Genomic DNA, 16,792 nt, shown 5'->3' on the forward strand with positions numbered 1-16,792 from the left:
TCCAGCGCAAGGCTGGGGCCATGGAAGTCGCAGTAATAGGATATCCGGTTCGCTATCGATGCCGGGCTTCCCGGCGCGGCGACGAAGCGGCCGTGCGCCTGTTCCTGCGCGCCGTAGAGCTGGTACTCCTCGTACATCACGCCGGCGAACACGCCGACATCGCCGTCCTCGGTCACGTTCTGTCGTGTGTAGCCCGCGTCTTCAAGCGTGGCGTGCACACACTCAAGGAACAGGCGCTCCTGCGGGTCCATCAACTCGGCTTCGCGCGGCGAGATATTGAAGAAACGCGCATCGAAGCGGTCGACGCCATCGATAAAGCCGCCCCATTTGCCGTAGGTCTTGCCCGGCGCGTTGCGGTCGGCATCGAAGTAGAGGCTGTGATCCCAGCGGTCGCTCGGGATCTCGGTGATGCTGTCCCGGCCCTGGCTGAGGTTGGCCCAGAACTCTTCGAGGTTGCGCGCCTGCGGATAACGGCCGGCGACGCCGATGATGGCGATGCCGTCTTCGTGTGCCTGGGCACGGGTGGCGAAGCGCGAGCGGAGGTGGCTCGTCGCACTAGGCACGGACGCCGGTTGAGGGTCAGCCGATATGGGGTCAGGGTTATTACTCTGACCCCGTTTCCTCAGGTCGGCGCCCTGGCCGACCAGGCCAGCCAGCGCCGCGTGGTGATGTTGCAGGAAGTATTCCGCCAGCGCGGCGATCGACTGGTATTCGAAGAACAGCGTCTTCGGTAGCGGGCCAAAGGCTTGCTCCAGCCTCGCGGTCATATCCAGCGTCATCACCGAGTCGATGCCGTAGGTCTCAAGCCTGGCCTCGGCGTCGATGCGTTGCGGCGGGAGTTTCAGCGTGGTCGACAGCATGCGCACCAGATGGCGCACGGTACGTTCGCGCAGATCGTCCGCCGCCGTTTCAACAGGGGCCGCCGTGCGTTCCGGCACAGGCGTAGCGGCACGAAGCCCAGCGTGTTCCATGCGGTCGGCCGGCTCGCCCAGGATGTCCTTGCGCAACCGCACCAGATCGCCCGCGGCAACGAGCACCTGTGGCGAGCCCAGCGACCATGCGCGCGTCAACGCATCGCAACCCTCGATGGTCCCCAGGGGCGCCATGCCCCGGTCCCGCAGCAGGCGCTGCCGCGTGGCAGCATCCACGCGCATGCCGCCGTGATCCCACAGGGGCCAGTTCACGGCCAGTGTGCGGCCCTGGCGCTGCCCCTGAGCGACCAGCGCATCGCGTTGATGGGCGAACGCATCCATGAAGGCGTTCGCCGCCGCGTAGTCGGCCTGGCCCACATTGCCGATGGCGCCGGCGAGGGACGAGAACACGATAAAGGCGTCGAGCGCGAGATCGCGGCTGGCCTCGTCGAGGTACAGGGTGCCGGCGACCTTCGCGCGAAGCACGTCGCGCAGATCCTCGCGCGTCTTGCGCAGGATAAAGCCGTCGCGCAGCACGCCGGCGCTGTGCACGATGCCATCCAGGCCATTAGCGTCGGCGGTCTCGCTCACACAGGCAAGCACGGCTTCGCGATCGCCGACGTCGAGCTGGCGATAGCGCGCTGTCGCGCCCAGCGCGGCAAGTTCGTCGAGGGCGGCTTGTATCTGGCCGTTCAGCGGTGAGCGGCCTGTCAGCACCAGGGTGGCACCCGTGGCCTGCCGTGCGATATCGCGGGCGAACACCAGCCCGAGGCCGCCAGCGCCGCCGGTGATGAGGTAGGTGCCGCCCGCCTTCCAGGGCGATGCGGCATATGCCACCGGTGGCGCTTCCAGCCAGCCGGCCGTTTCGCGCACGCCATCCACATGGCGAATCGACGTGGCGTCGTCGCCGATATTCTCCGCCAGCGCTTGCGCCGCGTCCTGCCCCTGCCCGATGCGGATCACCTGGCCATGGATGGCCGGGTTCTCCAGCTGTGCCGTACGCAGCATACCTTCCAATCCTGCCAATACCTGGGATGCGCCTTGCGCCGGCACCACCACCTGCACCAGGCAGGGCGCGGCTTCCGTGGCCCACGAACGCAGCGTGTCCAGCAGGGCGGCAGCGGCCGCTTCGTACGCTTGCGCCAGATCGTCTGCGACGTCGATGGTTGTCGCGCCGGTGAAGGTGGCGCGGACGCTGGCGACTTCCGCTGGAGAGAGGCCGGCTAGAAGCACGGCGTGATTGACGAAGGTGCTGGCCGTCGTGCTGGGAGCCGCTTTCTGCGCGGTCCATGCGGGTGTCGCCAACAGCACATGCGTCGCTGCCTGCATCGAGGGTGCCGGACGCAGGACCAATCCGCCGAAGCGGAGGCAGAGGCTGCCCGCCTCGTCGCACAGGTCGATATCGAACGTCTGGCGGTCCGCATCGCTGTCGTCACGCCGCGTCACCACTGCCCACATGCGCTCGGCACATGCGGCGTGGATGTCCATTGAGACAAGCGACGCAGGTAACCACAGCGTTCCGCCATCGGGAGAGGCCAGGCCGACGGTCGCCTGCAGCGCAGCGTCCAGCAGGCTCGGATGCAAGGCGAAACCTTCCAGGCTTACGCCGGCAGGCAACGCGATGCGGGCCAGGGCCTGCCCTGCTCCCACGAAAATTTCCGCCAGGCCATGGAAGGAAGGACCATAGGCCAGCCCCATGCGCTCGAACGATTCGCGGCATTGCATGGCATCCAGATGCGACACCGCGCATGCCTGCCGCAAGCCACCGATGTCATGGGCTGCGATCGGCCCACCTTCCGCGACCATGGCAACCGCCCCCACGGTGCAGACCACATCGTCACCGGAGATCTCGAAGCGGATCACGCCATCGTCCTGCGGCAGCAGGCCGGCCTGCACGTCCAGGCCCTCCGCAGCCACGACCATCGGCCGCTGCCAGACCACGTCCACCAACCGCAAGCGTTCCTCGCCACCGAGCGCTTCGCGGACAGCCTGGTGAATCATCTCAAGCTGTGCGACGCCAGGTAGCACGCGGCTGCCGCGCACCACATGGTCGGCGAGGAAGGACTCGCGACCGGTGAAGTGCGAGCTGAAGCGCTGCAAGGCGAACGTCGAGGTATTCCGGTGCAGCAACGGATGCAGCGTGGCGGGCAGTCCTTGCGCCAACGGTGCCGCCTCCAGCGGCAGCCAGTAGCGCTCGCGGGCGAACGGATAGGTTGGCAGGCTCACGCGGCGCGGATGCCGGTCGGCATGAAGACTCCGCCAATCGAATGCCAGCCCCTTCGCCCACAGAGCGAGCAGCTTGCCGTGCTTGCCCTTGGCCAGCCACGCGCGTATTGCGCCGTCCATGTCGTCATCGTCGGTCAGTTCGGCCAGGGCGTCGCGGTTGCGCTTGGCCTGCCCCTGGTAGAGCTCGTCGATGGTGTTCTCGCCGGCGAGCCAGGCCGCGAGCTTCTCCTGCAACTCGTCCAGCGAATGCACCAGCAGCACCAGGCGTTCGTCCATGGCCTCGCGGCCGACCTGCAGTGTGTAGGCCAGGTCGTGCAGCGGAAACCGCGGATCGGCGTCGATGGCGGCGAGTAGACGCTGCGCCTGTTCGCGCAGGCGCTCTTCGTCGCGTGCCGACAGCGGTACGATCTCGGGTTTGCCGTCGTGCGCATCGACCGAGGCGTCTTCTGCGTATTCCTCGATCACTACATGGGCATTCGCGCCACCCGCGCCGAAGGAGGAGATGCCGGCGATGCGCGGCCGCTCGCGACCGTCGATCACTGGCCGCGACCACGGGGTGAGTTCCTGCTGCACCACGAATGGCGTGGCGTCGAAATCGATATTCGGGTTCAATACGGCCGAATGCAGGCTGGGAGCCAACTGCCGGTGCTTCAGCTGCAGCAGCACCTTGGTGACACCGGCGATGCCCGCAGCGCTTTCGCAATGGCCGATATTTGATTTCGCCGAGCCGATGGCGCAATAGCCGGTGTCGGCCGTCCAATGCGCGAAGGCTTTCGACAGGCCGGCGATCTCGATGGGATCGCCCAGGCTGGTGCCTGTGCCGTGCGCCTCGATGTAGCTGATCTCGCGCGCATCGACACCACCGCGGCGCAGCGCTCGCTCGATCACCTCCGCCTGCGCGTTGGGATTGGGCACCGTGTAGCCATTGGTCTTGCCGCCGTGGTTGACCGAGGTAGCGCGGATCACGCCGTAGATGTGGTCGCCATCGGCCTTGGCCTGCGCCAGGGGCTTCAGCAGCACCGCGCCCACGCCCTCGCCGGGCACGTAGCCTTCGCCACCCTCACCGAAGCTCTCGCAGCGACCCTTACCCGAGATAAACCGGCCCTGCCCCAGCGTGAGGTATTTGTTCGGGTGGATCGAGACATTCACGCCACCGGCCAGGGCTACGGCACAGTCGCCACGCGCGATGGCCTGGCAGGCCAGGTGGATCGCCGTCAGCGACGACGAGCACATGGTGTCCAAGGCCATGCTCGGGCCGTTGAAGTTGCAGAAATACGAGACGCGGTTGGCGATGGATGCTGGATGGCCCGACACCGCCAGCGGCTTGCCGCGCACCTGCTCCTGCGCGCCGTAGAGCTGGTATTCCTCGTACATGACGCCGGCGAATACGCCGACGTTGCCGCGCTCGGCCACGTTGTCGCGCGTATAGCCTGCGTCCTCGAGCGTGGCGTGCACGCATTCGAGGAACAGGCGCTCCTGCGGGTCCATCAGCTCCGCTTCGCGCGGGGAGATATTGAAGAACAGCGGATCGAAGCGATCGACGCCGTCGATGAAGCCGCCCCACTTGCCGTAGGTCTTGCCCGGGGCGTTGCGGTCCTCGTCGAAGTAAAGCGCATGATCCCAGCGGTCCGCGGGGATCTCGGTGATGCTGTCCCTGCCCTGGCTTAAGTTTGCCCAGAACGCTTCGAGGTCCGCGGCCTGAGGGTAGCGCCCGGCCACGCCGACGATGGCGATGGCACCGACTTCTTCGTCGCCTGCCCTCTCCGCATGGTGGCGCAGGCCGTAACCTGCCCGGCGCACTGGTGCCGGCGTGATCGATTTGGTTGCCATCGGTGCGGATACCACCGAAGCCACGCTCCGCCGCTCGCCCAGCAGGCCCGCCAGTGCTTCGCGATGCTGTCGGACGAAGTACCCGGCCAGCGCCGCCAGCGTCTGGTATTCGAAGAACAACGTCTTCGGCAGCGGGCCGAAAGTCTTTTCCAGGGAGCGCGTGAGGTCCAGCACCATCAGCGAGTCGATGCCGTAGGTCTCCATGCGGGCCTTGCGGTCGATCCGGTGCAGTGGCAGCTTCAGCGCCGACGACAGGAAGCGTTCGAAGTGGCGAGCAGCTCTCTCCAGGAAAGCGTCGTCGTCTTCATCTGCACCCGCCATGGCCACGATAGGCGCCACGTTCGCCAGCGCAATCGCTGCCGGTGCGGCAACCACCACGTTTTCCCCGGACGCCAGCTCTGCCCTGTGGAACTTCAGCTTGCGGAAGCGCAGGCACGGCGTGCCATGTTCGTCGCACAGATCGATATCCACCACACCAGGCGCATCGCCCTGGCGCACCACGGCCCACGTCGCGTCCGCGCAGGGGCCCAGCACATCGAGTGCGTCCAGCGATACCGGCAGCATCAACGGCGGCGTAGCACCATCGGCGCCGATAAACAGACCGATGGAGGCCTGCAAGGCTGCATCGAGCAGGCCCGGCGGCAGTGCATAGGTAGTCCCGTTGACCCGCCAGGGTTCGGGCAGCGTCACGCGGGCAAGCACGACGCCATCACCGGTGAATACCTCGACCAGGCCCCGGAAGCCTTCGCCATAGCCAAGACCCATAGCCTCGAATATGGTGTAGAAGTCTGCGATATCTAGTTGATATAAAACACATTGCCCTTGCAGGGCAGCGATGTCCCAGGGAGATGGCGCCCCGCCGCTGGCCACCGAAGTAACCGTGCCCTGACCATGGGCCGGGCCGTCATCGGCATGCAGTTCATAGGCGACATCGCCGTTGTCCTGCGGATAGAGCGAAATCTGCAGTGCCACGCCTTCTTCGCCGGCGATCACCGGCCGCATCCATGCGATGTCCTTGAAGTGCAGGACATCGTCGGATTCCAGTGCCATGGCCACTGCAGCACGAGCCATTTCCAGCTGCGCGACACCAGGCAGCACCGCACGCCCACCGACGCGATGATCGGCAAGCACCCTTTCGTTCCCATCGAAGTGGCTGCTGAAGCGCGGCCCGGCCAGCGTGGAGGTATTGCGCTGAACTAGCGGATGCAGCATGGCCAGGCTTGCCTTCGGCACCGCGGCTGCCGATATCCAGTACCGCTCCGTGGCGAACGGATACGTCGGCAGGCTGATGCGGCGCGGTGCGCGGCCTGCATGCAGGCTGTGCCACTCGATCGCGTGGCCCTGTACCCATAGCTCCACCAGTGCATCCAGCTTGCCCTGCGCGATCAACGTCTGGATGGCTTCATCCATGCCGCCTAACGTTTTATCGGCCCGGCCGCGATGCGCGTCGCCGCTGCCGTCCAGGAAGTGCGTCAGCTTGTCGTGCAGGTCGTCCAGCGAGGTGACGACGAGGCCGAGGCGCTCCTCCATCGGCTCGCGGCCGCTTTGCAAGGTGTAACCCAGATCCGCCAGTGCGACGTTGGCCCGGGACTCCGACGAGGCGGCGAAATCGGCGAGCTGCCGTACCTGCTCGCGCAGCCGTTCGCTATCGCGGGCGGATAACAGCACGGCCACCGGAGCGTCCGCGGCCATCATGTCCGACATCGGTGCAACGTACTCTTCCAGCACGACGTGCGCGTTGACGCCGCCGAAGCCGAACGAGCTCACACCCGCGCGCCGCGGCACCGGACGCCCTTGCGCATCGCGCAGCGCCGTCCAATCGGAGGCTTCACTCGCTACCCGGAAGGGACTACCCGTGAGATCGATATAGGGATTGAGTACCTCCGCATGCAGGCTCTTGGCCAGCGTGCGGTGCTTCATCTGCAACAGTACCTTCACCACGCCCGCCACACCGGCCGCAAGTTCTAGATGGCCGATATTGGTCTTCACCGAACCGAGCGCGCAGTGCGCGCCGGCGACATCGCCGCCTTCGGTCGCGGCGTAAAGATCCGCAAACGCGGCCCTCAACCCGTTCACCTCCACCGGATCGCCCAGTGGCGTGCCGGTGCCGTGTGCCTCGATGTAGGTCACCGTGCGCGGATCGATGCCAGCCTCCTGGTGCGCCCGCCGGATCACGGCCGCCTGCGCCGCCGGATTGGGCGCCGTGAGGGAGTTGGCGCGCCCGCCGTGGTTCTCCGCGGTGCCGAGCACCAGGCCGTAGATATGGTCGCCGTCGCGCTCGGCATCGCTGAGCTTCTTTAGCACGAGCATCGCCACGCCTTCGCCGCGCACGTAGCCGTTGGCGGCGGCGGAGAAGGTCTTGCAGCGCGCATCCTCGCTGAGCATCCCAGCTCGCTCGAAGCTGATGTGCAATTCGGGATTGACGATCGTGTTCACGCCGCCAGCGATGGCCATGGCGCAATCGCCGCGCTCGATGGCGAGCACCGCGCGGCGCAGCGCGACGAGCGAACTGGAACACGCGGTTTCCACAGGCTCGCTCGGCCCGTGCACGCCCAGGAAATAGCTCATCCGGTTGGGGCCGACCGAGGCCACCGTACCGGTGGATGAATACCCTTCGATCGCGGCGCCGACGCGGCTGGCCAGCGTGGCGTAGCCGCTGGGCATGGTGCCCACGTAGAGGCCCAGGTCGCTGCCCGCCAGTGACGAAGCGGCGTAGCCGGCGTCTTCCAACGCCTTCCACACGTGGATCATCATCAGCCGCTGCTGCGGATCCATGAGCTCAGCTTCCCTCGGCGAGATGCCGAAGAAGGCCGGATCGAACTCGTCCACGCCATCGATGAAGCCGCCACGCACCGCGTTGCCAGCGCTGCTTTCCGGCGCGCGTTCGCCATGCCAGGCTAGCCAGTCCGCGCGGGCCTCTGGCATCTCGCGGATGCAGTCGCGCCCCTCGGCGAGGTTGCGCCAGAACGCGTCGATGTCCTGGGCCATCGGGAAGCGGCCACTGATGCCGATGATCGCCACCGGGGTCTTTACCGCCTGCGGCGCCGCCGCGACCGTGGCAGCGAAACCGCGGCGCGCGCGGCTGGGGTTGGTGTCACGGATGGGTGCTCCCACCACCACCGTCGGGACGGGCACCACCACAGCGGCCGCCGGCGCGGCGAAGTGCGGCGCCAATACGTCGCGATGCTCTCGCTCCAGGTACCCGGCAAGCCCATCCAGCGTCGGGTATTCGAAGAATAGCGTCGGCATCAGGTCGAGGGCGTACTGCCGGTTCAGTGCATTGGCAAAGCCGGTCAATGAGATCGAATCGAAACCGTACTCGTTGAGCGAGGTATCGCCATCGAGGTCTTCCGGCTTCACCTTGATCAGTGAGGAGACCAGGGTCATCAGCGCACGCTTGAGTGTTTCGCGCAGATCATGCGTGGACGAAACGGCTTGGCTGGATACCGCCGCCACAGCGCGCGATTCCACGGGACGTGGTTCCGATAGAGCTGCGGCGCGCGATCCATCCAGGAACACTTCGCGGATGCGCGCGGGATCGCCTTCGATCACCAACGCCTGGCTCAGATCGGTCGCCAGCGCGCGGCCCAGGGCGTCCAGGCCGCTGGCTTTACTCATCGCGTGCATACCCCACTGCCGGGCCAGCATGGCGCGCGTGGCCTCGTCGGCGTGCATGCCGCCGTCTTCCCACAGCGGCCAGTTCACCGACAGCGAGCGGCCATGGCGCTCGCCTCGCACCACGCGTGCGGCGCGCTCGTGCGCGAAGGCGTCCATGAAGGCGTTGGCCGTGGCGTAGTCCGCCTGCCCCACGTTGCCGGCCGCGCCGGCGATCGACGAGAAGCAGACGAAGCAATCCAGCGGCATATCGCCGGTGGCTTCGTCGAGGTTCACGGTACCTGCCACCTTGGCGGCGAATACCTCGCGCAGGTGTTGGCGGGTCTTCCCGGCCAGGTAGCCGTCGCGCAGCACGCCGGCGGCATGGACGACGCCATCGAGGCTTTCGAACTCCTCCGGGATGTCCTTCACCAGCGCGGTTAGCGCAGCCGCATCGGCGACATCGATGGCGTGATAGCGCACTATCGCGCCGAGCGCTTCCAGACTGTGGATGGTTGCCAGGATGCGTTCGTCAGGCGCCGAGCGGCCGGTCAGCACCAGCACCGGGTTGCGGACTTCACGAGCGATCGCCTCGGCGAAGATCGAACCCAGGCCGCCTGCACCGCCGGTGATGAGGTAGACGCCATGGTCTTTCCAAGGCGACGCGGCCATCGACACCTGGCGTTCGGTCCAGGCCGCCACCTGGCGCTCGCCGCCGATGTAGCGCACGTGGCGCGCATCGTCGTCGCGGTTGTCGATCAGGGCCCTGGCCACGTCTTGCCCAGGTTCCAGGGCAATCAGTTGGCCGACCAGGCGAGGGGTTTCCAGCCGCGCCGTGCGCAGCATGCCCAGGAGGCCGGCCATCGTGCGGTCCTGGCCCTGCGATGGCACCACCACCTGCACGCGATGTGTTCCAGCTTGCTTGGACAGTGCCTGGAGCCGCTCGAGCAACATGGCGGCCGCGGCTTCGAAACGCATCGCCAGGTCGCCTTCCGTGGAAGGCGTGACGAGCGTCGCGCCGGGCAGCGCGCGCATCGCGTCGTTGGCGTCGATACCGCACGCCATCACCAGGTGGCTGGCGAAGGGCTGCTCGCTAAGGCCTTCGGCCGCTTTCACGGTCCATGCCGGTTCCAGCATCAGGGTGCGGGTCATTGCGCCGGCACGGGGATTTTCGATCCCCTGCTCTAGCAGGCGCAGGGCCACTTCGGTAAGGCGCACGCAGACAACGCCTTGTTCGTCGCAAAGATCGACATCGAGTCGCGGCACGGCCTGATCCGCACCGCTGCCGGCGCTGTAGCGAACCACCGCCCACGCAACATCAACGCACGGGCGCAGGACGCGCAAACCGCCAAGGGCGAACGGTATCAGCGGGGCTGCCGCCGCGGCCACCGGGAATTGCAGGCCTAGTGTGGCCTGGAATGCGGCATCGAGCAGGCTCGGATGCAGCTCGTAGCCGTCGGCCGGTGCGGCTTCGGGCACGGCGATGCGTGCAAGGACTTGCCCGGTGCCAGCGAAGAGCTCGCGTATCCCTTGGAAGGATGGACCGTATTGCAGGCCCATGCGCGCGAATGCCGCGTAGCATTCGGCCGCGGTATAGGTGGATGTGCACGACTGCCGAAGGTGCGCGAGGTCGTGACCGGCGGCTGCCCCTGCATCGCGTCCATCGAAGGCCGTACCCTGCGCGTAAGCGACGCCTTCGTCGCCATGGATCTCAAAACCGATGGCAGCATCGGCTTCCGGATACAGCGAGACGTGCAATGCCACACCATCGGGTCCGGCGACGATGGGACGCATCCACGACACGTTCTTCAGGCGTGGCTCGAAGCCTTCGGCCGCCACCTCGGCAACCGCACGTCGCGCCAGTTCCAACTGGGCGACACCCGGAAGCATGCGCGCACCGCGCACCACATGGTCGGCGAAGAAGAATTCCTCACCGCCGAAGCGCGAGCTGAAGCGCGGCCCTTCCAGGTCCGAAGTGTTCCGGTGCAAGAGCGGGTGCAGAGTTGAACCAGCGGGCCGGGCCTTGCTGGTCTGGACCCAGTACCGCTCGCCGGCGAACGGATAGCTAGGCAGGCTGACGCGTCGTAGCGGCTTATCCCCGGACAGGCGTCGCCAATCGATCGGCAGGCCCTTCGCCCATGCGTCCAGCAGCTTGCCGAACTTGCCGCGGGCGATCCACGCCTGGACGACGACATCCACATCATCGTCACCGATGAAGGCCGACAGCGCTTCTTTATTGCGGCGTACCTGTCCGCGGTAGAGACCTTCGACCGCCGTTTCTCCGGCAACGTGGGCGGCGAGTTTCGCGCGTAGTTCGTCCAGCGTGTGGACCAGCACGCCTAGGCGCTCGTCCATTGCCTCGCGGCCGACCTGCAGCGTGTACGCGAGGTCGTGCAGTGGCAGTTGTGGGTCCGCCTCGATGGCACAGAGCAGGCGCTCGACCTGCTTGCGCAGGGCCTCCTCGTTCCTGGCCGAGAGCACCACCAGGGCCGGGCCCGTCGCCTGCGTCGCAGGCACGGACGCTACGTATTCCTCGATCACCACATGGGCGTTCGCGCCGCCCGCGCCGAAGGAGGAGATACCAGCGATGCGTGGGCGCTCGCGACCGTCGATCACCGGCCGCTGCCAGGGAGCTAGTTCCTGCTGCACCACGAATGGCGTGGCGTCGAAATCAATATTCGGATTCAGCACGGCCGAATGCAGGCTTGGCGCAAGCTGCCGGTGCTTCAGCTGCAGCAGCACCTTGGTGACACCGGCGATGCCCGCCGCGCTTTCGCAATGGCCGATATTCGATTTGGCCGAGCCGATCGCGCAGTAGCGCGTGTCGCGTGTCCAGTGACGGAATGCCTTGGCCAACCCGGCGATCTCGATGGGGTCACCCAGGCTGGTGCCTGTGCCGTGCGCCTCGATATAGCTGATCTCGCGCGCATCGACGCCGCCGCGGCGCAGTGCTCGCTCGATCACCTTCGCCTGCGCGTTCGGGTTCGGCACCGTGTAGCCGTTGGTCTTGCCGCCGTGGTTGACCGCGGTGGCGCGGATTACGCCGTAGATGTGGTCGCCATCGGCCTTGGCCTGTGCCAAGGGTTTCAGCAGCACCGCGCCCACGCCCTCGCCGGGCACGTACCCTTCGCCACCCTCGCCGAAACTCTCGCAACGACCCTTGCCCGAGATAAACCGGCCCTGGGCCAGCATCAGATATTTGTTCGGGTGGATCGAGACATTCACGCCGCCAGCCAGGGCTACCGCGCAGTCGCCACGCGCGATCGCCTGGCAGGCCAGGTGGATTGCTGTCAGGGACGATGAGCACATGGTGTCCAGCGCCATGCTCGGGCCGTTGAAGTTGCAGAAATACGACACGCGATTGGCAACCGAGGCTGGGCTGTTGAGAAGCGCCAGGTTGTTGCCGCGCGCCTGCTCCTGTGCGCCATAAAGCTGGTATTCCTCGTACATGACGCCAGCGAATACGCCGACATTGCCATCCTCGGCCACGTTGTCCCGCGTGTAGCCAGCGTCCTCGAGCGTGGCGTGCACGCATTCGAGGAACAGGCGCTCCTGCGGGTCCATCCGTTCGGCCTCGCGTGGGGAGATGTTGAAGAACAGCGGATCGAAGCGGTCGACGCCGTCGATGAAGCCACCCCACTTGCCGTAGGTCTTGCCCAAGGCGTCGCGGTCCGGGTCGTAGTAGTCGCGGTAGTCCCAGCGCTCGGGTGGAATCTCGGTGATGCTGTCTTTGCCCTGGCTTAAGTTTGCCCAGAACGCCTCGAGATCGGCGGCCTGCGGGTAGCGTCCGGCCACGCCGACGATGGCGATCTCGCCGACGGCATTGGCGGGCGCGCCGGGTATCGCTCGTGCTGCGTCATCGCCAGCGCCTTGCAAGGAGCCGAATCGGGGACGGCGCGGCGCCAACGCCTGCACGGTCGCGCCGTCGTTCGGCAGCGCGACCGCCGCCGATGGCTCCGGCGATGTGCCGCCCAGGAGTTCCGTCAGGCGTTCACGGTGTTCGCCAAGGAAATGCCCAGCGAGGTCCGCGATGGTCTGGTATTCAAAAAGCAGTGTCTTGGACAGCGGACCGAACACCTGTTCCAGTGAACGGGTTAGTTCCATCACCAGGATCGAATCGATTCCGTAGGCTTCCATGCGCGCCCGTGCATCGATGCTCTCCGCCGGCCGCTTGAGCGTGCCGGCCAGCAGGCGGACGAAATAGCTCACAGCCTTGTCGTGCAGCTCAGTCGATGGCGTGCCCGGCTCCCTCGCCGTTGTAGAAGGTACGGCGGGTACCTGCGCAAGCCAGGTCATGAAGCGGCTTATCGCGCCCTCGGCCACCAGCACCTGTGGGGCATCCATCGCCAGGGCCTGCTCCAGCGCGGCCAGGGCGCTGGCAGTGCGCAGGGGAATCAGCCCGGTTTGCCGGGCCAGATCTGCACGGGTCGCGTCGTCGACGCGCATGCCACCCTCTTCCCACAGCGGCCAGTCCACCGACAGCGTGCGGCCGCGGCGCGATCCTCGCGCGACGAGTTCGGAACGATGGCGAGCGAAGGCATCCATGAAGGCGTTCGCCGCCGCGTAATCGGCCTGGCCCACATTGCCCAGCGCGCCGGAGGTGGAGGCGAAGCAGAGGAAGACGTCGAGATTGAGCTCGCGGCTGGCCTCGTCCAGATGCAGCGTGCCCGAAACCTTCGCGCGCAGCACCTCGTGCAGTTCGTCGCGGGTCTTGCGCAGCAGCAGGCTGTCGCGCAGGATGCCCGCCGCATGGATGACGCCGTTGAGTTCGGGCAGTTCACGCACGCAGGCAAGCACCGCTTCGCGATCGCCCACGTCGAGCCGGCGGTAGCGCACGGTGGCGCCCATCGCCGTGATGTCGGCAAAGCTCGCCGCCAATGCATCGGTCACTGGCGAGCGACCGGTAAGGATCAGCGTTACGCCCTTCGCGGCGGCAGCGATGTGGCGGGCAAGGATCCTGCCAAGGCCACCCGCGCCGCCCGTGATGAGATAGGTTCCGCCCGACTTCCAGGGTGAGCCGGCGATGGAGGGCGGTGCGGCTTCCGTCCAGCCCCCTTCATGGCGCATGCCTTTCAGGTAACGAATGCGCGAGGCGGTACTGCCGCGGTTCTCGGCGATGGCACGTGCGATGTCCTGCCCTGTCTCCACCTCGATCACCTGGCCGACGATGCGCGGGTTCTCACGCTGCGCCGTACGCAGCAAGCCGCCGAGCCCACCCACAAGTTGCCCCTCGCCATCCTGGGGTACGACCAGCTGCACCAAGTGCCGCCCAGGTTGCCGCGTCATCGCCTGGATGTTTTCCAGCAGCGACGTGGCGGCGGATTCGTAGCGTCGTGCCGTGTCTGCGTCCTCGGCGACCTCGATGATGGTGACGCCAGACATGCGCGCACCCAAGTCGGGCGACGGCACGCAAAGCATGACCAAATGCTGCGCATGGGTACCCGCGCCTGCCTCGGCCGACCGTGGAGTCCATGCGGGTACCAGTAGCGCCGTCCGCGGAGCTTCTTCGTCCACCTGGCTCACGGCGCGCAGGCAGAAGCCGCCAAGGCGTGCGCAGACAGCGCCGCTGTCGTCGCATAGATCGATATCGAACCGGCTGACCGCGTCGCCTGGGCGATGGCCGGGTTCGCGGCGGATCACTGCCCACATGTCCGCGCGGCAGGGCGCCATCACTTCGAGCGAGGCGAGCGCGAAGGGCAGCGCGAGCCTGGCTTCAGACCATTGTCCGTCGGCGAGGAAGGCGATCGTCGCCTGCAGCGCCGCGTCGAGCACGCTCGGATGCAGGGTGTAATCGCCCTGCGACGATTTCGCCGTGCCGGGCAGGATGATGCGCGCCAGGGCTTCTGATCCACCGACGAAGACTTCGCCCAGCGACCGATGAGCGGGCCCGTAGGCAAGGCCGATACGGTCGAACAGCTCGTAGCACGCCTCGGCATCGTGGCGGGAGCGTCCGCAGCGCTCGCGCAAGGATGCCAGGTCGTGGGCCACGGCGCCTTCACTGGACGCCTGCCTTGCCACCACTCCCTGGCTATAGACGGTGCCCCTACCCAGGTCGTCATAGATCTCAAAACCGAACCGCCCTTCGGCTTCGGGAAACAGCGCCACATGGCATTCAGTGGGCTCGTCGTCCGTCACGAACGGGCGCAACCACACCACGTCCTCCAGGCGGCATGCGCCGTCTTGGGCCAATGCAAGCTCCGCCGCGCAACGAACCATCTCCAGCTGCGCCGCGGCCGGCAGGGTGCGGCGCGCCTGGACAACGTGGTCGGCAAGGAAGCCCTCCCTTCCCGTGAAGCGGCTGGTAAAGCGAAGCCCTGCGACCGTCGAGGTATTGCGATGCGCCAGCGGATGGATCGCCGCCTGCGTGCCGGTCGCTGCCTTCATCTCGACCCAGTGTTTTTCCCGGACAAAGGAATAAGTCGGCAAGGCCAGGCGCCGGCGCCTGGTCGACGCGTATAGCGCTGCCCAGTCGAAGGATTCGCCCGCCACCCAGCGCCGTGCCATCTCCGCGGCATCCACCACAGGCGGAGCCTGCGGCGCATCGGTGGCCGACGCGATCGCTTCAACCGAAAGCTCGCCGGCAAAGACCTCGCTCGCGCCGCCATCAAGCCATGCCTGCAGCCTGTCACCTAGCGTCGCGATCGAGTCCACCACGGTAGCCAGGCGCGCCGCCATCGGCGCTCGCCCAACCTGCAGCGTGTACGCCAGGTCGGCCAACTGCCTGTTGTCGATCTCGTCGGAGGCCAGCACACCCATCAACTGCCGCACGTTCTCGTGCAATACCGGAGTGGTCTTTGCGGAAAGCACGATCAGCACGGGCTCTTGCGACGGCGATGCCTGCTCAGGCGTCACCTCGCCACCAAGGTATTCCTCGACAACGACATGGGAATTCACGCCGCCGAAGCCGAACGAACTGATACCCGCTCGACGCGGAACAAGCTGGCCGTCCTCGTCGGTTTGGACAACCCACGGCTGCGCCTGGTCGACGATGAAGAAAGGGCCATCCCCAAGCGCAATACGTGGGTTGAGCTTCTGGTAGTGCACCAGCGGCGGGAACATTCCGTTCTGCATGCACAGGATGGTCTTGATCAACCCCGCCATGCCGGCCACCGATTCGAGATGGCCAACATTGGTCTTGACGCTGCCGATGCCGCACGAGTGTTCGCCGAGCACCTCGCCGCGCTCGGCAGCGACGCGGGCGAAGGCCATCTTCAGGCCCTCGATCTCGATCGGGTCGCCCTTGGGCGTACCGGTGCCGTGCGCTTCCACATAGCTCAACGTGGTCACTGGCACGTCGGCTTCACGCAGGGCGTGGGCGACGACATTCGACTGCGCGAGCGAGCCCGGGTACGTGACCGTGCGCGCATGACCACCGTGGTTCATGGCTGTGCCCCGCAGCACGGCCAGGATCCGGTCGTTGTCCGCGATGGCCTTCGCCAAGGGCTTGACCAGCACCATGGCGGCGCCCTCGCCGCGCACGTAGCCGTTCGCACGCTCGTCGAAGGTCTTGCAGCTGCCATCGGGCGAGAGCATGCCGGTCTTGGAGAACGAGATGAAATGCGTGGGGCTGCACAGCACGCTCACCCCACCCACCAGCGCTTGCTCGCATTCGCCGCGGCGAATGGCGTGGGCGGCCTTGTGCAGCGCTACCAGCGAACTCGAGCACGCCGTGTCGACCGGCAGGCTCGGGCCGTGCAGGTTGAGGAAATAGGAGATGCGGTTGGGGATCAGCGCGGTATGCGTGCCAGTGGAGACATGGGCCTCGATGGCGTCGAGCGCGCGGCTTAAATGATCGCGGTAATCGAAGGTGAAGACGCCGATGTACACGCCGGTACGGGTGCCGCTGAATGCGCGCGGATCGTAGCCTGCGTCTTCCAGGCAGTGCCATGCCTGTTCGAGCATGATGCGCTGCTGCGGGTCCATCACCGCCGCCTCACGCGCCGATACCCCAAAGAAATCAGCGTCGAAGTACTCCACGCCGTCGATGAAGCCACCCCACTTGCTGGTGGACTTGTTCGGTTCGCGAACGTCCGCCGAGTAAAAGGCCTCCCTGTCCCAGCGATTGGCCGGTACCTCGCCCACGCTGGACCGCCCCTCGCTTAAGTTGCGCCAGTACTGCTTGTAATTCTCAGCGCCGGGGAAGCGGCACGACATGCCGACGATGGCCATATCCTCCCGGGAGGAGGAAGGCTGGTTGTTCTCCGGCTCGATCTGACCGACGTTCATGCTCG

At 66.4% G+C, this 16,792-nt stretch carries 1 protein-coding gene (cut by a window edge); it reads right to left on the reverse strand.

From position 1 onward, the window contains the following. Positions 1-16,787, reverse strand: partial view of a non-ribosomal peptide synthetase gene (locus tag NDK18_RS00695; protein ID WP_250626789.1) — the 5' portion only. It extends 15,229 nt beyond the left edge of the window; 16,787 of the gene's 32,016 nt are visible here — the first part of the coding sequence; its start codon is at positions 16,785-16,787; its stop codon lies off the left edge, out of view. Positions 16,788-16,792: the final 5 nt, after the last annotated feature.

The organism is Pinirhizobacter soli, assembly GCF_015905305.1.
GTDB classification, from domain to species: domain Bacteria; phylum Pseudomonadota; class Gammaproteobacteria; order Xanthomonadales; family Rhodanobacteraceae; genus Pinirhizobacter; species Pinirhizobacter soli.